This window comes from Staphylococcus sp. LCT-H4 (genome assembly GCF_001866145.1).
GTDB lineage: Bacteria > Bacillota > Bacilli > Staphylococcales > Staphylococcaceae > Staphylococcus > Staphylococcus succinus.
This window is the reverse complement of the sequence record NZ_MODY01000002.1, coordinates 753,608-772,675: the sequence shown is the minus strand read 5'-3', so window position 1 is coordinate 772,675 and position 19,068 is coordinate 753,608. Positions and strand designations below refer to the sequence as shown.

General features: G+C 32.3%; 21 protein-coding genes. 7 read left to right on the top strand and 14 right to left on the bottom strand.

From position 1 onward, the window contains the following. Positions 1–41 precede the first annotated feature (41 nt). Both guaC and rpsN read right to left on the bottom strand, forming a co-directional pair. Positions 42–1,019: a GMP reductase gene (guaC, locus tag BK821_RS08575; protein ID WP_046836329.1), complete on the bottom strand. Its 978-nt coding sequence runs from the start codon at positions 1,017–1,019 to the stop codon at positions 42–44. A gap of 193 nt (positions 1,020–1,212) precedes the next feature. Next, positions 1,213–1,482 (bottom strand): 30S ribosomal protein S14, encoded by a 270-nt coding sequence (gene rpsN / locus BK821_RS08570; protein ID WP_069824183.1) that lies wholly within the window; start codon positions 1,480–1,482, stop codon positions 1,213–1,215. A 325-nt stretch (positions 1,483–1,807) separates the two neighbouring features. On the opposite strand from rpsN, the gene rpmG reads away from it, so the two are divergent. Then, positions 1,808–1,957 (top strand): 50S ribosomal protein L33, encoded by a 150-nt coding sequence (rpmG, locus tag BK821_RS08565; protein ID WP_046836327.1) that lies wholly within the window; start codon positions 1,808–1,810, stop codon positions 1,955–1,957. 338 nt (positions 1,958–2,295) lie between these two features. Here the strand turns inward: rpmG and BK821_RS08560 are convergent, their stop codons facing one another. After that, positions 2,296–3,783 carry a catalase gene (locus tag BK821_RS08560; RefSeq protein ID WP_046836326.1) on the bottom strand — a complete coding sequence of 496 codons (1,488 nt, stop codon included), beginning with the start codon at positions 3,781–3,783 and terminating at the stop codon, positions 2,296–2,298. 224 nt (positions 3,784–4,007) lie between these two features. On the opposite strand from BK821_RS08560, the gene BK821_RS08555 reads away from it, so the two are divergent. Continuing rightward, a complete protein-coding gene (locus tag BK821_RS08555) occupies positions 4,008–5,453 on the top strand; it encodes an amino acid permease (RefSeq protein ID WP_046836325.1) in 1,446 nt (481 codons plus the stop codon). Between the two features lie 234 nt (positions 5,454–5,687). Next, entirely contained in the window at positions 5,688–6,002 is a 315-nt protein-coding gene (locus BK821_RS08550) for a hypothetical protein (protein ID WP_046836324.1), read from the top strand. Positions 6,003–6,063: 61 nt separating this feature from the next. Here the strand turns inward: BK821_RS08550 and BK821_RS08545 are convergent, their stop codons facing one another. The 4 genes from BK821_RS08545 to BK821_RS08530 are packed head-to-tail and all read right to left on the bottom strand — an operon-like array spanning position 6,064 to position 10,183. Beyond that, positions 6,064–6,870, bottom strand: a complete 807-nt coding sequence (locus BK821_RS08545) for a Cof-type HAD-IIB family hydrolase (protein ID WP_046836323.1) — start codon at positions 6,868–6,870, stop codon at positions 6,064–6,066. A gap of 43 nt (positions 6,871–6,913) precedes the next feature. After that, a complete protein-coding gene (thrB, locus tag BK821_RS08540; RefSeq protein WP_046836322.1) occupies positions 6,914–7,834 on the bottom strand; it encodes a homoserine kinase in 921 nt (306 codons plus the stop codon). Between the two features lies 1 nt (position 7,835). Next, positions 7,836–8,897, bottom strand: a complete 1,062-nt coding sequence (thrC, locus tag BK821_RS08535; RefSeq protein WP_046836321.1) for a threonine synthase — start codon at positions 8,895–8,897, stop codon at positions 7,836–7,838. Between the two features lie 5 nt (positions 8,898–8,902). Continuing rightward, the gene (locus BK821_RS08530) at positions 8,903–10,183 is read right to left on the bottom strand and encodes a homoserine dehydrogenase (protein ID WP_071331542.1); all 1,281 of its coding nucleotides are present in this window, start codon (positions 10,181–10,183) and stop codon (positions 8,903–8,905) included. 190 nt (positions 10,184–10,373) lie between these two features. Between BK821_RS08530 and BK821_RS08525 the strand changes: the two genes are divergently transcribed. Then, entirely contained in the window at positions 10,374–11,741 is a 1,368-nt protein-coding gene (locus BK821_RS08525) for an aspartate kinase (protein WP_046836319.1), read from the top strand. Positions 11,742–11,808: 67 nt separating this feature from the next. Here the strand turns inward: BK821_RS08525 and BK821_RS08520 are convergent, their stop codons facing one another. Further along, positions 11,809–12,396: a hypothetical protein gene (locus BK821_RS08520; protein ID WP_071331541.1), complete on the bottom strand. Its 588-nt coding sequence runs from the start codon at positions 12,394–12,396 to the stop codon at positions 11,809–11,811. Between the two features lie 108 nt (positions 12,397–12,504). Further along, a complete protein-coding gene (locus tag BK821_RS08515) occupies positions 12,505–12,960 on the bottom strand; it encodes a sugar phosphate isomerase family (protein WP_046836317.1) in 456 nt (151 codons plus the stop codon). Positions 12,961–13,261: 301 nt separating this feature from the next. On the opposite strand from BK821_RS08515, the gene BK821_RS08510 reads away from it, so the two are divergent. Beyond that, positions 13,262–14,125, top strand: coding sequence for an NERD domain-containing protein (locus tag BK821_RS08510; RefSeq protein ID WP_046836316.1), 864 nt, complete (start codon positions 13,262–13,264; stop codon positions 14,123–14,125). A gap of 118 nt (positions 14,126–14,243) precedes the next feature. Here BK821_RS08510 and nucI read toward each other — a convergent pair whose 3' ends face one another. Then, positions 14,244–14,774, bottom strand: a complete 531-nt coding sequence (gene nucI / locus BK821_RS08505; protein WP_046836315.1) for a thermonuclease NucI — start codon at positions 14,772–14,774, stop codon at positions 14,244–14,246. Positions 14,775–14,998: 224 nt separating this feature from the next. On the opposite strand from nucI, the gene BK821_RS08500 reads away from it, so the two are divergent. Then, a complete protein-coding gene (locus BK821_RS08500; protein ID WP_046836314.1) occupies positions 14,999–15,190 on the top strand; it encodes a hypothetical protein in 192 nt (63 codons plus the stop codon). Positions 15,191–15,322: 132 nt separating this feature from the next. Here the strand turns inward: BK821_RS08500 and BK821_RS08495 are convergent, their stop codons facing one another. From BK821_RS08495 to BK821_RS08485, 3 genes are all read right to left on the bottom strand, one after another. Further along, on the bottom strand, positions 15,323–15,520 hold the full coding sequence (locus BK821_RS08495; protein WP_046836313.1) for a hypothetical protein: 198 nt from the start codon (positions 15,518–15,520) through the stop codon (positions 15,323–15,325). A 284-nt stretch (positions 15,521–15,804) separates the two neighbouring features. Further along, positions 15,805–16,335: a hypothetical protein gene (locus BK821_RS08490; RefSeq protein ID WP_046836312.1), complete on the bottom strand. Its 531-nt coding sequence runs from the start codon at positions 16,333–16,335 to the stop codon at positions 15,805–15,807. Between the two features lie 667 nt (positions 16,336–17,002). Continuing rightward, a complete protein-coding gene (locus BK821_RS08485; protein WP_071331540.1) occupies positions 17,003–17,569 on the bottom strand; it encodes a PepSY domain-containing protein in 567 nt (188 codons plus the stop codon). A gap of 566 nt (positions 17,570–18,135) precedes the next feature. On the opposite strand from BK821_RS08485, the gene BK821_RS13240 reads away from it, so the two are divergent. Next, positions 18,136–18,336 (top strand): ester cyclase, encoded by a 201-nt coding sequence (locus tag BK821_RS13240; protein ID WP_083390163.1) that lies wholly within the window; start codon positions 18,136–18,138, stop codon positions 18,334–18,336. Positions 18,337–18,433: 97 nt separating this feature from the next. Here BK821_RS13240 and BK821_RS08480 read toward each other — a convergent pair whose 3' ends face one another. Next, positions 18,434–19,051 carry a class I SAM-dependent methyltransferase gene (locus tag BK821_RS08480; protein ID WP_071331539.1) on the bottom strand — a complete coding sequence of 206 codons (618 nt, stop codon included), beginning with the start codon at positions 19,049–19,051 and terminating at the stop codon, positions 18,434–18,436. Between the last annotated feature and the right edge of the window lie 17 nt (positions 19,052–19,068).

Here is a 19,068-nt window from a genome sequence, read left to right as displayed (position 1 = left end):
ATATAATAGAAATTTTCTAATATGTCACACCTACTATTAAATTAGTCTCTATCTCCATTAAAAATAGAGTTTTTCACGACTACATAATCCACTTTTCTCAATGAATTTAAATCTTTGCCACCTGCATATGAAATCGAACTTTGTAAATCTTGTTGCATTTCCACTAAAGTATCAGATAAAGAACCTTTGTGTTCAACAAACATTTTTTTACCTTCAACATTTTTATGTTCACCTTTTTGGAACTCCGATGCACTACCAAAGTATTCTTTATATAATTTACCATCTAACTCTACAGTTTCACCTGGTGATTCTTCATGTGCCGCAAACAATGAGCCAACCATTACCATTGAAGCACCGAACCTAATAGACTTCGCAATATCACCATGTGTTCTAATTCCACCATCAGCAATAATAGGCTTACGTGCTGCTTTACTACAATGGTTCAAAGCTGCTAACTGCCAACCACCTGTACCAAAACCAGTTTTAATCTTAGTGATACAGACGCGCCCTGGTCCAATACCTACTTTAGTAGCATCTGCGCCAGCGTTTTCAAGTTCACGCACACCTTCAGGCGTACCAACATTACCAGCAATAACAAACACTTCTGGAATAAAACGTTTAATATGCTTGATCATATTAATAACTGAATCAGAGTGCCCATGTGCAATATCAATTGTAATATAGTCAGGAATAACTTTTTCAGCAGCTAATTTTTCAACAAAATCAAATTCACGTGCTTTAACGCCAACTGAAATAGATGCAAAATATCCTTTTTCCTGCATACGCTTTGTAAACGGAATGCGTGCTTCTTCATCAAATCTGTGCATAATATAGAAATAATTGTTTTCTGCAAACCATTCAGCCAACGTTTCATTCATAACTGTTTGCATGTTGGCAGGAACTACAGGTAAATTAAAACTTCTTGGCCCAAATTGAATAGTTGTGTCACATTCAGAGCGACTATCAACAATACATTTGTTTGGTATAAGTTGGATATCTTCGTAATCAAATATTTTCATAGTTAAACAAACCCCTAACATTTTTAATAATACAATCGTTTAATGGTAAGATTTTCATGATGATTTCCTTTGTTCTAAATGAAATTATAACTAATTTTAGCATAATTTCCGAACAATAACTTTTTCCACTCATCTTCACCATTAGATAATATACATTGTTTTATCATAAATGTAAATGGACTATAGTCGTAAATTACCAACTAGATTTTTTAACTCCTGGAATTTGTCCTTTGTGTGCATACTCTCTAAATGCAATACGTGACATTTCAAATTTGCGATAAACCCCTCTAGGTCTACCTGTCACTTTGCAGCGTCTAGTTAACCGTGTAGGTGAAGAATCCCTTGGTAACTTGCTCAATGCTTCATAGTCACCTTTAGCCTTTAATTCTTCACGTAACTCACGATACTGATTAACTAAACGTTCTCTTTTTTGCTCTTTTGCTATTTTGGATTTTTTCGCCATTAACTTTCAACCTCTCTTTTATAAAACGTAATGATTACGTTTTGTATAATAACACACTTTTTTACTTTAGCAAATAATTAAATTGTTAATATTCATTCTATATTCTGTAAGCAGCAGCTTTTCCTTACAAATATATCTCCTAATTTATTTTATCTTTGATGCTCAATAAGTACGATCAAATGTAGTTTTAATGTAATTCTTTATTACTAAATCTTATATGTTTTGAAGATTTAACTATTTAATCGAAATACACAATTGATAATTACTTATAATTGTGATAAAATTTTAAAACGTAACAATTCCTATTAAGAAAGAGGTGTCGACTTTGCGCGTTAACATTACATTAGCTTGTACAGAATGTGGCGATCGTAATTATATTTCTAAAAAGAACAAACGTAATAATCCAGAACGTATCGAACTTAAAAAGTTCTGTCCTAGATTAAATAAATATACATTACATCGTGAAACAAAATAGGGTTCTGTCCTTATTAGCTTTTTTAAATACGACAGATTTACTTTCAAACCTGAAACGAGCGCATATTGCAGCTTATTTCAGGTTTATTTTTTGTCGCTAAATTCAACTTTTAGTATGCTCAATTCTTCTATTTAAATATATATTTGTTGAGGTAACTATTTTTTAAATAGCAAAAGTTTATGAAATATTACCAATCTATATTTCATAGCACTCATACCTTATATCGTCTATATCTACACCATCGATAATAGTGTTTTACTTTTACCTAAATAAAAAAGAGCATCGCATTTACGACACTCTTTTACGCACCCAATGATAAGTTAGAATACTAACGGCAACTAATCTTTAATTTCTAAATCTACATCATTAATATCAATACCTAATGCTTGGGCTACACCTTTACCATATTCAGAATCCGCTTTAAAGCAATGACGAATATGACGATGTTGTACTTCTAATGTTGTACCTTGCATTTCATTAGCTGTATTTACAAAAATACGCTCTTGTTGCTCCTTAGATTGTAATCTAAAGAGACGACCTGGTTGTTCGAAATAATTATCATCATCTTCTCTATAATTATACTCGTAAGCTTCGCCTTCAACTGGTAAACCAGGTTTTTTAAATTCGGGTTGATCTTCAAATGAACCATCACTGTTTGGATAGTAATGTGTTCCCCCACCTTGGTTATTATCTAAGATTCGCATTTGACCATCTCTACTAAATGGACAAATATTTTCAACACCTACACCTTTAGGTTGGTTAACTGGTATTTGCCAATGATTTACGCCAAGTCTGTAACGTTGCGCATCACCATATGAGAATAAACGACCCTGCAACATTTTATCAGGTGAAAAATCAATTCCTGGAACGATGTTTGTTGGTGCAAAAGCAGCTTGTTCGACATCTTGGAAGTAATTATCTGGATTACGATTAAGTTCAAATTCTCCTACTTCAATTAATGGATAGTCACCTTTGTACCAAACTTTTGTTAGATCGAACGGATTATCTTTATGCTTTCTAGCTTGTTCTTCTGTCATAACTTGTATATACATTTTCCATTTTGGGAAATCTTTATTTTCAATCGCTTCAAATAAATCACGTTGTGAGGACTCTCTGTCATCAGCAATCGTTTGAGCTGCTTCATCAGGTTGTAAATTTTCAATACCTTGTTGTGTTCTGTGATGGAATTTCACCCAAACACGTTCTCCTTTATCATTATATAAAGAATAAGTATGAGAACCAAAACCATGCATATTTCTAAATCCTTTTGGAATACCTCGATCTGACATCAAAATAGTCACTTGATGCAACGCTTCTGGTAGAGAGGTCCAGAAATCCCAATTGTTTTGTGCACTACGCATATTTGTTCTAGGGTCACGTTTCACTGCATGGTTTAAACTCGCAAATAATTTAGGATCTCTAAAGAAGAATACTGGTGTATTGTTACCTACTAAATCCCAATTCCCTTGATCAGTATAAAACTTCAATGCAAAACCACGAATATCACGCTCGGCATCGGCCGCACCTCTTTCACCTGCTACAGTAGAAAAACGTGCAAACATTTCTGTCTGCTTCCCAATCTCCGAAAAAATACTTGCAGATGTATACTGAGTAATATCATTTGTAACTGTAAAGGTACCAAATGCACCAGAACCTTTTGCATGCATACGTCGCTCTGGAATTACCTCCCTATCAAAATGAGCCATCTGTTCTAAAAAGTACCAATCTTGCATCACCATAGGTCCTCTAGGGCCTGCAGTCATACTATTTTCTCTATCAGAAACTGGCGCACCAAAAAGACTAGTCAATCTTCTATTATTGCTCATAATGTTTCCCCCTAAAATTAATTCTAGATAATAATGATTATTATCTAGAATTAATTTTAATGTATACTGCACTTAAAAGCAACAAACTAACATATAAACTTATGATAATTTTCCGAAAATTTAAAATATTGATGATTTTAGTAATATAAAAAGCATTGATTGTAATAAGTAAAAGCATTAAAATGGAGTGTATATAAAATTTAATAAATTATAGGAGACAAATTATGGCGCAAAATAACATGAAACGTGGTCTTAACTCGCGACATATTTCAATGATAGCTATTGGTGGTGCAATTGGGACTGGACTATTTGTAGCGACAGGAAATGTAATCTCTCAAGCAGGCCCTGGTGGTGCAATATTAGCTTACTTGATTATCGGAGTGATGTTATATTTCTTAATGTCATCTATTGGGGAGTTAGCTACATTTTATCCAGTATCAGGATCCTTCAGCTCATATTCAACTCGATTCGTAGATAGCTCTTTAGGATTTACAATGGGATGGCTATATTGGGTAATGTGGGTATTGGTAACAAGTGTTGATATCATTATTGCATCTAGTGTACTGAATTACTGGGAAGTATTTAGTTTCTTTAGCCCAGTAACATGGAGTATGCTCTTTTTATGTTTACTCTTGTTACTAAATATTTTTTCAGTTAAGGCTTTTGGTGAAACTGAATTTTGGTTATCACTTATCAAAGTCATAACTATCATTGTATTTATTATTATTGGTATTTTAACAATAGTGGGTATCTTAGGTGGAAAAACGTATGGTTTTGACCATTTCACTACTGGACAAGCCCCCTTTGTTGGCGGTATTTCTGGCTTTTTAGGTGTCTTGTTGATTGCAGGGTTTTCTGTTGGTGGCACTGAAGTTGTTGCAGTAACAGCCGGCGAATCTTCAAACCCTCATCAATCGATGCCTAAAGCTATTAAACAGGTGTTTTGGAGAATATTATTATTTTATGTGTTATCAATTGCAGTTATTTCAGCAATTATACCTTATACTGATCCACTACTGTTAAATAAGTCTGAATCAGTAAGCCAAAGTCCGTTTACTATTGTATTTGATCGTGTAGGTATCGCTTTTGCTGCTTCTGTCATTAATGCAGTTATTTTAACTTCACTGTTGTCGGCAGCCAATTCTGGTATTTATACAACAAGTCGTATGTTGTTCTCAATGTCTGAAGATAAACAAGCACCGCGTATTTTCGGAAAATTAAATAAAACGACTAAATTACCTATGATTTCTATATTCACTACGTTTATCATAGTACTACTTATTATTATATTGGCTCAATTTAAATCAGACATCGTCTTTTCACTACTTAATATAATTGGTTCATTGGTAATAGTAGTTTGGGCATCTAGTATTATCTCACAAATACGTTTACGTTCAGCAATCAAAAAGCAAAATAAAAATCCCGACGATGTGCTTCCATATAAAGCACCGTTCTATCCGTTAGGACCTATTATTGTCATTGTTGCATTACTTTTCTTATTTGCTGGTAATTCATTAGGCGCTCTCATCTCTGGTGATTTTTTAGCAGTACTACGCAATATTTCACCAATCATTATTTTAGCTATTATTTACTTTGCACATAAAGTAGTTCGTAAAACTAAAATCATTAAACTTGAAGAAATGGATTTAAAAAGTCACAAGTACGAGTAAATAAAACAAGGATACATTAACATCTAATGTATCCTTGTTTTTTTATGTATATTGTTAATAGAATAGAAACTAAAACTTATCGTACTCTGATTAGCGTACAAATTACATATTCTACCCTTCATAACACGAAAACGCTTCCTTCACTAAAATTACATGAGCTCTTGATATTTTCAGTTTAGTGAAATTATAGTATAATTAAGTATAATAATAAACGTTAACCTAGAGGTGGAAACTATGATTGGACAGACAAACTTATTTGACGACATTTTAGAAACTGAAGAACGCTTCGTTATTGTTGTGCAATCACTTGAAGACAGACACAACCGCTTGATTAAGCGCACACTAAGAGAATATAGTAGCTTGGATCATTCTCAAATGGAAAGTCTCTTTGACCATCTTAAAGACTTATTTTTAGAAGAAGACTTTGAAGAAAATCAGTCTGCATTTTCTATTACTGTATATACAAATTTAGATTATGCTGCTGATCATGTATATGCACACGTTAAGAGACATCGTGGCAAACATGAATGGACACACACAGCTAAATAATGCGACACACATCGTAAAACAATAAAAAAATGGGTCGATATCTAGATATCGGCCCATTTTTTTATTTTAAAAGTGTTTTTAAAGCGTGAGGAATACCGTTCTCCCCATTACTTAAAGTAACTTCATCAGCAACAGCTTTAACTGCATCATTAGCATTATCCATTGCTACTGCATAACCAACTACTTCAAGCATTGATATATCATTAGAACTATCTCCAAATGCAATAACTTGTGATAAATTATAACCTAATTTATCACATAATGCAGTAACAGCATTGCCTTTAGATACATCTTTAGCCATAAACTCTAGGAAATAAGGTTTACTCGTTGTAACGTCAACATCCTCATTAAAGTGTCCTGCTAATTCGATATTCAAAGCCGTAACATTTGGTACATAATCTACACCCATTGCTTTCGGCACTTCTGTTTGAATATAGTCCTTAATATTATCTACGCGTTTCATCGGTAAGCCAGTTAACTCAGATTCTATATTCATATATTCATGCTCACCTTCATATATGATATAGCCTCCATCATACGTTAAAACAAATAATTTATTTTCTCTGCAGTAATCTACTATTAAGTCAAAATTTTCTTTAGAAATTGAGCGACTTACTTCTACTTGCTCATTGCTAACGTTAATTGTCTTACCGCCGTTATAACTGATTACATAACTATTATTTTGGTCTAGTTGTAATAATTTTGCTGTCGGTAACATTCCTTCTGTTGGACGACCTGAAGCTAATATCACTTTATACCCCTGACTTTGTGCTTCAATCAAATAAGCAGCTGTTTCAGGGCTAACTTCATTATTAGTATTCATCAATGTGTCATCCATATCCATTACTATAACTTTATAATCACTCATGTTGCCTGTCTCCTTTCAACATCTCTTTATATATTACTATATATTAAAGACGTTGGTACAGTACTTTAGATACTACGCCACTTTCATTGATAGTTACCAATTCAGAACGACAATCATCAAACTCGCCTTTGAGCGCCCTTACTAATTCACCACTACGTTCTGGTGCAATAAGCGTAAGTACTGTTGGACCGGCACCACTAATAACTGTAGCATAAGCTTGATATTGTTTAGCTATATCTTTAATTGACTGAAACTCTGGGATTAAGTGTTGACGATATGGTTCATGAAAGCCATCTTGTTCCATCATTTTTCCTGCAAGCTCATAATTGTGTTGAATCAATGCACTGATCATAGTATTACTGATTGCACTATTTTGTACGGCCTTTTTATGTGAAAATGTATCTGGCAAGGTATTTCTGGAATCATCAGTTCGTAGTTCGTATGATGGTATAGTGATAATAATATCTACTTTAGGCGTATCGATATACGAAACATCCGTCACTTTAGTATCCGGATTATAATACCCTAAAACAAGACCACCGTAAATTGTTGGCGCTACATTATCTGGATGCCCTTCAAACTCTGTAGCTAATTGAAGTAATTCGTATTTAGACAATTCGATATCACCAAAATAGTTAGCAATATAGAGCGCACCAACTAAAGCTGATGCTGAAGAGCCTAACCCTCTCGCAAGCGGAATCTCACTTCTCATTTCAATATCTAACCCTGGTAAGATGACATCGTATTTGCGTGCAACTTTCTGCGCAATTTGATAAATATAGTGTCTATTATCTGTGGGTAAATCTTCTACATTAGGTCCAACATGATTAAAACTCCATACACCACTTGTATTTGTTTTTACATCTAAATATAAAAATTTATTTAAAGCCATTCCTATAGAATCAAAACCGACACCTAAGTTAGCGGTAGATGCCGGAATTTTTAAATGTAACATGTTGCTCATGCTATAGTGCCCCTTTGATATATTCTAAGATGCTCTTTCTATCATTTGGTAAAGGTTTGATAGGATTATCTAACAATGATATCGCTGTGTCAGGATCTTTTAATCCATTACCAGTGAGTACAGCTACAACCTTCTTACCTTGTGGCAGCTTACCAGCACGGTGTAATTTTATCAATCCAGCTACAGAAGCATTACTCGCAGGTTCACTAAAGACACCTTCTTTACGTGCCATTAATTGATACGCTTCTAAGATTTCTTCATCTGTAACACTATCAATTAAACCGTTTGATTCATTTAATGCATTTGTCGCTTTATCCCAACTTGCAGGGTTACCAATACGAATTGCCGTTGCAACAGTATCAGGGTCTTTTACTACTTTGTTTTGAACGATAGGCGACGCACCTTCAGCTTGGAATCCATACATATGGGGTAATGATGTATTATCACGTTCATGGTATTCTTTAAAACCTTTCCAATAGGCTGAAATATTACCAGCATTACCTACAGGAATAGATAAAATATCAGGAGCTACGCCGCCTAATTGTTCTATAACTTCAAAAGCACCTGTTTTTTGTCCCTCTATTCTGTAAGGATTGACTGAATTTACCAGTGCAATTTCCCCATTTTCAGCAACTTCTTTCACAATCTCTAAGGCTTCATCAAAATTGCCTTCAATAGAAACAATTTCTGCACCATACATGACAGCTTGTGATAGTTTACCTAAAGCTATTTTACCTTCAGGGATAACTACGATTGCTTTTAGACCTGCACGTGCTGCATAGGCAGCCGCTGATGCTGAAGTATTACCTGTAGATGCACAGATCACTATTTTTTTCCCTTCTTCTTTAGCTTTAGCCATAGCCATAACCATGCCTCTATCTTTAAAAGACCCTGTAGGATTTGCACCTTCATATTTAACATGTAATTCAATGCCAAGCATTTCTGATAAATTTTCACAATAAACTAATGGCGTGTGACCTTCATTTAATGTTAATTGTGGTGTATTTTCATTTACTGGTAAATATTCCTTGAATTCTTTTACTAACCCTTGCCATTTCTCCATTTTAATTAAACCCCTTCGACTGGATATATTTTCTTAACGATATAACCTGATTCTGTTATTGAAGACTCTGGTGACTCATCTATACCTACGATAATCACACCAACTGTATGTGCATCACGTTCTTTGATAGCTAATGATTTATGGAAAGGTAAGTTAGCTTTAATCAATGACTCAACTTTATTAAGCTCATCACCATCAGTTTGGACAACAGCATAGTAACTTTCTTTTTCTTTAATTGTCACCGTATCTTCATCCTCCATCATTTCTTTTGTTGCTTCTGTTTTCAACTCAAAATGTGGTGGTAACGTGTGTAAATTAGAATCAAAATTTAATGTTACATTTAATAAATCACTCACTACAGCACTACCTGTGGCTAAGCTACCTGCACCTTTACCGTAGAACATCGTTTCTCCAACAGCATCACCAATAACATAAATCGCATTAAATTCATCTTCAACAGCAGAAAGTTGATGTGCTTTATTGATTAACGTTGGTGCTACAGATGCTTGAACCTCTCTATTTTCATATGTACCTTTACCAATCAATTTGATTTTATAACCTAACCCATCTGCAACTTTGATGTCTGATAATTCAACATCACTAATACCGTGTCTTTCTACATCAGACAAATTAATCACTTGGTTAAATGTTAAATATGATGTAATTACAACTTTTCTTGCTGCATCGACACCTTCTACATCATCAGTAGGATCTGCTTCTGCAAAACCTAGTTTTTGAGCTTCATCTAATGCATCTTCAAACGATGTTTCTTCTTGAGTCATTTTACTTAGGATAAAGTTAGATGTACCATTTAATATCCCCATGAATTTACTAATGTTATTGGCATTCAAACCATTATTAATCGCGTTAACAATTGGAATACCTCCAGCAACACTCGCTTCGTATTTCAGTGCTACATCGTTTTCTTGTGCTAAATCTTCTAACACATTCAAATGAACAGCTAGTAAATCTTTATTTGCAGTAATAACATGCTTCTTCTGACTTAACGCACGTTTCAACCAGTCAACCGTCGGCTCAATGCCGCCCATTACTTCAACAATAATATCAATAGAATCATCGTTTAAAATTTCATCAATGTCTTCTGTTAAATTATACTTCGATACATTAATAGGTCTTGATCTAGATTTGTCGCGGACTAAGATATGTCTAATATTAATATCCTTGTCCATTGTGTCTTTAATTTGTTGTCTGTTCTCTTCGATTATCTTAACTACACCTGAACCTACAGTACCTAAACCGAGCAGGGCTACATTTAATTCTTTCATAACTTCATTCCTCCGATTGTTCTTCTAAAAAATACAAGTGTACAGTTGAAAAATACTTGAATATGGTATAGTATAAATTCATTCATTATTTTTGTAAAGGTTGAATATTTAAATCGTATATCTATACTATCACTCTCGTGATAAAAACTAAACAAAATTTTCTGATTTTTTAGAAAGGTTGTATGTCACTATGAAAGTAGCGAAATTTGGAGGAAGTTCTGTTTCTAATGCAGAACAAATAAAAAAAGTATTAAATATCGTCAATTCGGACGATGATAGAAAGATTATTGTTGTTTCTGCACCAGGTAAACGCCATAAAGAAGACGTCAAAACAACTGACTTACTGATACGTCTATACGAAAAAGTCATTGCAGGTTTAGACCATATTTCTAAAAAAGAAGAAATTATGCAACGTTATGCTGATATTATTTATGAATTAGAAATGCATGATAATTTATTGTTCACTATTGATAAAACGCTAGAACATTACATCAAGACATTAAAAAATAAACCTTCTCGTTTATTAGATGCGCTACTCTCTTGTGGCGAGAATTTCAATGCCCAACTCATTGCTGAATATAATAATAGTCAAGGTATACCTACGCGTTACATTTCACCAGGTGATGCGGGTATCACAGTTACCGATTTACCACAAAACGCGCAAATCTTAGACCATTCTTATGAAGATATATATCAATTAAGAGCGTATAAAGAAAAATTAATTATTCCAGGATTTTTTGGTATTTCAAGACAAAACTATGTTGTAACATTCCCTCGTGGTGGTTCCGACATTACTGGTGCAATTGTTGCACGAGGTGTAAGAGCTGATTTATATGAAAATTTCACAGATGTCTCAGGTATATTTAGAGCAAACCCAACTATTGTAAAACACCCTGAAGTCATTGATGAAATTACCTATAGAGAGATGCGCGAGTTATCTTATGCTGGCTTTGGTGTATTTCATGATGAAGCACTGCAACCATTGCATAAAGATAGAATTCCTGTCGTTATAAAAAATACAAATCGTCCTAACGATACAGGTACTTTTATTCGCCATGATAGAGAAATCAATTCGAATAATATCGTCAGTGGCATCAGCTGTGACAAAGACTTTACAGTACTAAATATTAAAAAATATTTAATGAACAGACAAGTTGGATTTACACGTAAAATACTTGGCGTGCTTGAAGATTATAATATTTCATTTGATCATATGCCTTCTGGTATAGATAGTATAAGTATTATTATGCGTTCAAAAGAAATTCAAAATCGCGAAGAACAAGTGTTAAATGATATCCGTAAAAATTGTGATGTGGATGAATTAAGCGTTGAACACAATTTAGCTATACTCATGATTGTTGGAGAAGGCATGCATAGAATTGTCGGTACTGCGAATACAATTACCCATGCCCTTGCAGAGTCTAATATCAATTTAAAAATGATGAACCAAGGCGCTTCAGAAATTTCAATCATGTTCGGTATCGATGTTACTGATGCTGAAAAAGCAGTTAAAGCTACATATGAATATTGTTATAACGGCGAATGTTTGAAATTGTAAAACTAAAATCCTTCAAATCGTAAGTGTCTTGATTAAAACAAGACTTTTGTTAACGATTTGAAGGATTTTATATAGCTTTCTTTTCTGAATTTAACGCTTGATTTATACGTTCATCACCAACAACTAAACGTAACATTACAAATTGATAATAACTCAAAGAGTCAATAACACTACGATAATTAGGTATCTGATGATAATCAATCGGATCTAATAACTCATACATTAAAACAATCTCAGGTTTCACATAATCAACATCCCATTTGATTGAGTGGAAATAAATATGTTTCTCTGGCATGCGTATATTATGATTCCATCTAAACATCCAATCACCATCTTCAACATCATATATAATAACTGTCATGATTAATTCATTTTGATCAAAAACATTGGCATGTGTAATCTTAGAGAACTCTATTTCAGAAAAGTCTGAAGTGCTCTGTGTTTCATCATATAAATTTATATGATATGTTTTGGGGATATACTTTAATACTTCAGCAAGAAATTTTCTTTCAACACTGATATCTACTTTACCGTCTAAATTAAATTCATCATGTAAAAATAATTGCTTAGCGACCTCGCCATTATATTTAAATAGATTACCAACTTTTTCGTTTAATCTATTAACAAGCGTTTTAACATTTTTATTATTGTTCAAATGAGCACCTCCTCTAAAAGTAAGCGTTTCCAATAATATACATTATATAATTTGTAGTTATAATTTTCAACGTATTACTCACATATTTGAAAACTATTTTATATGTTATTAAAAATAACCAATAAACATGTAGTCACTTAATGATTCTGTATTTAAAAACTCTGGCCGATTCACAATCAACGTATCGTTTGCATTGTTATATAATGTCAGTTGAAGCTCTGCAACTTCCGGTATAGATTGGTATAGCGCATCCTCAATCATATACGGCACAGCCGCAAAGTAATAACAAATTTGATATTTTGAAAAAGTTTGTACAACATCCGGACCGACAATAATATGATATGTGCCATTTACCACACCGTTAGGTAAAATAATATTAAAATCAGTGTACTTAGCTACATATTTAATAATATCAGTTGAATAGCTTATCACAGAAATTTTAGTTCCTGTCTCATATAAATAATCAATTATCTTATAAGCAGTAGGATGATTATCGAAAGCGATAATTTCACCTTTCTTTATTTGCTGCATTATTTGCTCGAGATAATTTTTGATAGCACTCAAATCATTGTCCCCCATCTTCAACGTATCTTTTGTACCCTTATTATATCTATTAATCCCCCTAAGTGTAAACGAAATTCATCCCTAATATTAACATTCAATGTATAGAAAAATATATTTATGACATTTATATATAGTCACTTTTGAAAATACTAATTATACAACAACTTTAAAATTGATTCTATTCTAATAAAAGCCATATAATCAATATATATAACAGTTTAAAAAATTGTATTTGTACTACTATGTATAAAAGAGTAAAATAAACTGTATCAATAAATTTAATAAGATTAGGATGATCACCATGTTTCTTCTATTCATTTTACTAGTAATCATTATTTTACTCATTATTGTTGCTATTATTAACCACCGTGTTATGCAACAAAAATTGGATACAGAAATTTATGCTAAAGACCAATTGGTCACTAAAATAAGTACGGTTACACGTGAAAACACGCACTTAAAAAACCAAATGTTACGCATTGATGGCAATAATGATACACATCACCACGGCTTAAGAAAAGCTAAGCAAGACTTATATGAAATTTTAGAGCAATATAAACAAGAAGGCAAAATTCAACACTATGCTATTATTGCAACAGGAAATCTTGCAGTAAAACATCCGCTTTTTGAATTTGCACGAACATTTGATTATGTTGTTATTTCAGAAAAAGGTATTTTCAACATTAACGTGAAAAACTGGAAGCAAAAAACTTTCTATCACTTTACTGTAGATCCAACTTTAGAAAATCAACCTAATAAAGAGAACACAGTAAACCAAACAGTGGGTCGCTATATCGCAGAGCAATACCACAGCCAATTCCAATCTTCAAATAAAGCAACATATACATTTATAGAACGCATCAAAAATAACTCAGTTATTTTCGATTTCTATAATTATGATCCTTATGAGCAAGCAGCCAAAAACACCAAAGAGTTAGAAGCCAAAATAGCTGAACGTCTTAATCACAATATCAAAAGTATTGGACTTGTATACTTTACAGATGGTAGCGTGAATCTAATCGATGGTCCTACTGTCAGAGAAGAATATGCTGAAACTGTTTCTTCTAAGTCTTCACTTAAAGAAATCATTGGTGGAACGATTAACGAAGCTGAGGAAGCTTTAACGAAAGAACAATACGATAAACTTGTAGCGCGTTTCCACTAACTCATAAATACATTAAACCCCCGATGCCAAATACAGCATTGGGGGTTTAATGTATTTATAATGTGCAACCTTGAATATAGATTGTTTAAATCGTGCAAATGAATTTAGAAAATATTTTTTAACTCCACAAATTTAATTTATCACTTTTAGCTTGTCGTTCAGCTTTTTGGAATATTTCTCTGTACTTACCATTCGGTGCAAAATATTTCTCACGGGCTAAGCCATTTTTCACCATTTGTTCATTATACATCGTTTTTTTATCTAACCAAACATAGGCTAAAATCCTACCATAACGATCTTCTTTTTCTTTATCAAACTCTAAAAAAACATCTTTATCAGTTAAATGTTTCTTAGTATAATTTGAAGCTTCTTTCCCATAAGGCTGTACCGGTGTATTCGGTTTAACTGTTTCTGGCGTATCAATCCCTATTAATCTAACCTTTAATTGCTCACCATTTTCATCTTTAGCAACTAACGTATCTCCATCTACTACGCGTTCAACATGTACCTTTTCCGTTTGATCAGGACCAGCTGCTGAATTAGAACTATTCCCTTGAAACGGACCACTATGATTAATAAATTGAAATGCTAAAACACCTAAAATAATAATACCAACAACTAGCGTTGTCATTTTCTTTGTCGATTTCACTGTTGCACCTACTTATATAGAATTGTCCAAATCATCATATATAAATTCATTTAAACCGTCAAGAGCCAAATATAATTTATTTTTCATTTCAAGTATCACTTTATTATTAAATTATAAGTAATCATCGTTCAGGCTAGTTCAAAATCAGGACACAAATCCATGACACTATTTTATTTTATAAATATTTTTCTCATGCTATAATGTGAGTGATAGGAGTGAACAATTTGACTATGGCTAAAGAGAATATGATTACTACCATTGCAATCGTGATTGCAATTATTATAGGCTTGATTTTACAATTTCAATTTCAACTACCCCCTATAGTTTCAGCTGTTGTAGCGATATTTTTAGGTATATTTATTGGTTTTATCATTATTTTAATCCAATCACTGATTACGAAAAAAAAGAAAAAATAACACGTCCTGCCGCATACCTATGTCGGCAGTTTTTATTTTCTAAATTTAATGCTACTTTTAAAATCACATAAAAAAAGTTACATATTAAAGCCAGTAGACTTTGTATGTAACTTACTGATACCCATAATGATATTAAACATTTTTTATAAATGTGAGAAAGGCACTAAAAGCTTGCTCATTCGCCGAAAATGTACGTTCTTCAATTTCATGAACAGTTGATGTTAATAATTGATAGTCTGCTACTTCATCGTCTTTTAAATAAGCATTAATACTACTTTCTAACTCTTCTAATGAACTTGCCTTTATCGTACTTAATTTAATTTCTTGCATCGTTCATTCCCCCTTATAATGTCATATGAAGATGAATTATAACTATCATACTACGCACAGTTGCGTCATACAATTAAAAACAATATGCTTAAACTGACAACCCATATACAGCAACTTTAAATTTATCTGTAGCTATTCATCACATAGCTAACGAAATCAAAAATAAAACTCTTCTTAACTGAATTTGAGCAACTAGCGTTTAATGACTGATTGTTAAGCTATCCGGCATCACTATATTTTTAATAGACAGTATAGTTCGTCTTTTTTAATTATATAGAGTTAAATCATTGATTTATAAATTGCAATTCATAAACTTTTTCCTTTTCGTACATATTAAATTCATCTAATTTAGCGACTAGTAGTATTTCTTGTTGTTTTCTGCTTACATTATGATAATAAGAAAGTTTAATATTTAAATTAGATTCATAACCGTTATTTTGAATCGTACTTTCAAGTTCTTCGAATACTTCCGCATTAATAGGTAAAAGGTAACTTTCTTTACTAGGCAAAATATTCAATAATTTTTCTTGAACAATTTTTTCATCATCTAATAAAATTGTTATATTGATTGTCTTTGCTGCACCCCCACCAAGGTTATATAACTTCAGATAATCTTCATGATCCGAATTGTGTATCGTCATATTTTTCATTGTAAGCGTTCCATCTTTATCCAACTTGAGTAAAACCTGATTAAAACCTAATGCAGGAATAAAGCCAAGCTTCATTTGATAAAGCTGAATACTTACAGAAACAAAATAAAATAACGCCATTATAAAAGTTCCAAGTGACCCAATGGCTGAAATAATACTGATCATTCTATCACTTCCTTAATTTTGGGAAAATTCAGGTAAAAAATACGTATTATACCATGAAATAATATATCATTTAGCTCATTGCCTTTTGTTTAGTACATCATATTTTTAAGCATCGCTTCAATGATATGTTTAACTATGTTCAAAATAACAACGACTTAATCCTTTTTAACTTATAAAAAATGACCAGACGTCGAATCATTAAAACATTACGTATAAAAGAAAGTACAATCGCAAAAAACAACCCGCCATTTCTGACGGGTGTCTCCATTATCCGTCTCTGAGGGATTGTCACACCTCATTGCCTACCTAAAATTATGGTAAGTTTTTTAGACACGGAATTATGTATAGTCCCCTAACCGTTACCTAGAGTCAGAGCTATTTTGTAATGAATCAGACTTAAGTGCTAATATGATATTCGTATTTTCTATATCATTATATCAATGCTATCAATAACCAACAGTAACTTGACAGCTACTCTAAATTATTCTGCAGAAGACGGGCATTTTTACTAGCTTGAGATTTATGTATACCACTCGGGAACTAAATGAGTGGTAGCAAATTAACCATATAAACTAATATATCTATTTGATGTTACTTAAATTATACCCTTCCCAGAACTTTCATAAACATATAAGGCTTATCCTCCATCTACGTGGAGTCATGTAGTTTAGTTGTCTTTTTCACTATTTAATAATTTTCCATTTTTTGCATCAACGCTGACTTCATACTTAGTGTTCCCTTTTTTCAAATCCATATCATAAACAAGCTTTCCGTCATCTTTGGATAATGACCATTCCTTGATATCATCACCTCCAACTTCTTTTTGCCCTTTCTTAATTGCATCTTTAAAATTAATAGCGTCACTATATTTAAACTCCTCTTTTGAATCTACTAAATTCTCTTTTTCAGTTTCTTTGTTTATTAACGCTTTATCCTTATCCGAAACGATTACTTCTGATTCTTCATTAGATTTTTGTTGTTCAATTTTATATACCCATTCACCATTATGTTGTTCATAAGAAATACCTTTTAAATTTTGTCCACTATAGACACTCTGCGCTTTTTTTAAGGCTGCTTTGGGGCTAGTTTGAATATCATTTAATGTGATAACTTTTTCATTACTTTCTTCACTACTCGAGCTTGATGATTTTTTATCACCATCTGAGGAACTATTACCACAAGCAGTTAATAATACTGCAGATAGCGTTAACGTTGCTAACCTTTTTATTGTCATAAAGATTACCTCCTAGAATTTTAACAGTATTTTTCCCGTAAGCTCCATGAACAAAACCTATTTCTCACTTTAATTTATACACACTTTTAAAGTTCTATTAACTCATCGGGTTGTTTTCCAACTTAATTTAAACATTGTTCTTAGATTTAAATACAATGCATTAGAAAGGTTTTCAATAAAAATTAGCGTAATATTGCAAACTTTTATATCACTTGATAGATATAAATCAATACTTATCTAAACATTGCTACTAAAATATTAAAAAAGGCAAGCACATAAGTGCCTACCTTTGTATTAGGAAAAAATGAAAAATGACAAGTACTTTAATAGAATATTATGCTTTGATTGGTTGCCTTGTTAAATCACCGCCCCAAAGGGCGGCATCAAAAAGGATGAAGTTCTGGAGAAACTTCATAAAGCGATAATATAACAAACAACTGTATTTTTCAATATCTTAACTATTATTTTTTTAAATTATTTTTGTTTCCATTTTACAAAACCAATTATTTCATATTGGATAACCTTTTTTGACTATATTCTTACATAAAGACACATAAAAATAATTTATTTTAGATAATAATGATAGCGCAGCAGTATACTTAAACTTTGAAGGTACACACACTGGAGCTCCTTTTAACGGCATAAATCCTACCGGTAAATCTGTAAAATTTTCACTAATGATGCTTTTAAAATTTAAAGATAACAAAATTATAGAAAAAAGATCCCATGTTGATGTAAATGATATTATTAAACAAATAAAACAATAGAATTGCATAGATAAATTTAATAAAAAAACAACTTACATTATTAAATGTAAGTTGTTTTTTTATTAGTAAATCATTATTTGTGACATTATGCTTAGCACTATAAAATACTAATTCTTTCTATATGACCTTGAATGATACAACCTTTACCTGTATGTTTAATACCTTCATTACGGTAAATTTCATATTTTTCTAATTGATGGATTTTAACAGGCAAGTGTTTTAAATAAGCTTTGATTTCTTCAATAGTATATAACATGGATTCATCTTTAGGTCCGCCAGTTCCATAAACTAATTGTTCTTTTGAATAAAACTCAAAATAACTATGACCACCTATGATTAATGGCTGAATGAGATTATTGAACATCTCTTTTTTGCCTTCGTTAGGTACATGACCAAAGATATTAATACTATAGTTAAATAATGACTCAGGGGCTAAGTTAGGCTTTGTGATATCGCCGTAATTTGCATCAATATCAACGCACGCTTCACTTGCTAGTTGGTATTGCTTATTAATACCAACTTGTGATATATCATAGGTTGTAATACCATAACCAAGTTTGGCTAAATATATTGCATTACGTCCTTCTCCCTCTGCAAGTAGTAAAATCTTTTCATTATTATCTGCTTGTTTTTGAAAAACCTCTTTGACTAATAAATTCGCTTCCTTGCCATAAATATATTCTTCTGAATCAAACTTTTCATCCCAATGATTCAATTTAAAGTCTCCTTTTT

Bases quoted from the DNA above. Each gene is read 5' to 3' on its own strand.
- guaC (WP_046836329.1), bottom strand. From the start codon at position 1,019: ATGAAAATATTTGATTACGAAGATATCCAACTTATACCAAACAAATGT.
- rpsN (WP_069824183.1), bottom strand. From the start codon at position 1,482: ATGGCGAAAAAATCCAAAATAGCAAAAGAGCAAAAAAGAGAACGTTTA.
- BK821_RS08560 (WP_046836326.1), bottom strand. From the start codon at position 3,783: ATGAGCAATAATAGAAGATTGACTAGTCTTTTTGGTGCGCCAGTTTCT.
- BK821_RS08555 (WP_046836325.1), top strand. From the start codon at position 4,008: ATGGCGCAAAATAACATGAAACGTGGTCTTAACTCGCGACATATTTCA.
- BK821_RS08550 (WP_046836324.1), top strand. From the start codon at position 5,688: ATGATTGGACAGACAAACTTATTTGACGACATTTTAGAAACTGAAGAA.
- BK821_RS08545 (WP_046836323.1), bottom strand. From the start codon at position 6,870: ATGAGTGATTATAAAGTTATAGTAATGGATATGGATGACACATTGATG.
- thrB (WP_046836322.1), bottom strand. From the start codon at position 7,834: ATGAGCAACATGTTACATTTAAAAATTCCGGCATCTACCGCTAACTTA.
- thrC (WP_046836321.1), bottom strand. From the start codon at position 8,897: ATGGAGAAATGGCAAGGGTTAGTAAAAGAATTCAAGGAATATTTACCA.
- BK821_RS08530 (WP_071331542.1), bottom strand. From the start codon at position 10,183: ATGAAAGAATTAAATGTAGCCCTGCTCGGTTTAGGTACTGTAGGTTCA.
- BK821_RS08525 (WP_046836319.1), top strand. From the start codon at position 10,374: ATGAAAGTAGCGAAATTTGGAGGAAGTTCTGTTTCTAATGCAGAACAA.
- BK821_RS08510 (WP_046836316.1), top strand. From the start codon at position 13,262: ATGTTTCTTCTATTCATTTTACTAGTAATCATTATTTTACTCATTATT.
- BK821_RS08495 (WP_046836313.1), bottom strand. From the start codon at position 15,520: ATGCAAGAAATTAAATTAAGTACGATAAAGGCAAGTTCATTAGAAGAG.
- BK821_RS08490 (WP_046836312.1), bottom strand. From the start codon at position 16,335: ATGATCAGTATTATTTCAGCCATTGGGTCACTTGGAACTTTTATAATG.
- BK821_RS08485 (WP_071331540.1), bottom strand. From the start codon at position 17,569: ATGACAATAAAAAGGTTAGCAACGTTAACGCTATCTGCAGTATTATTA.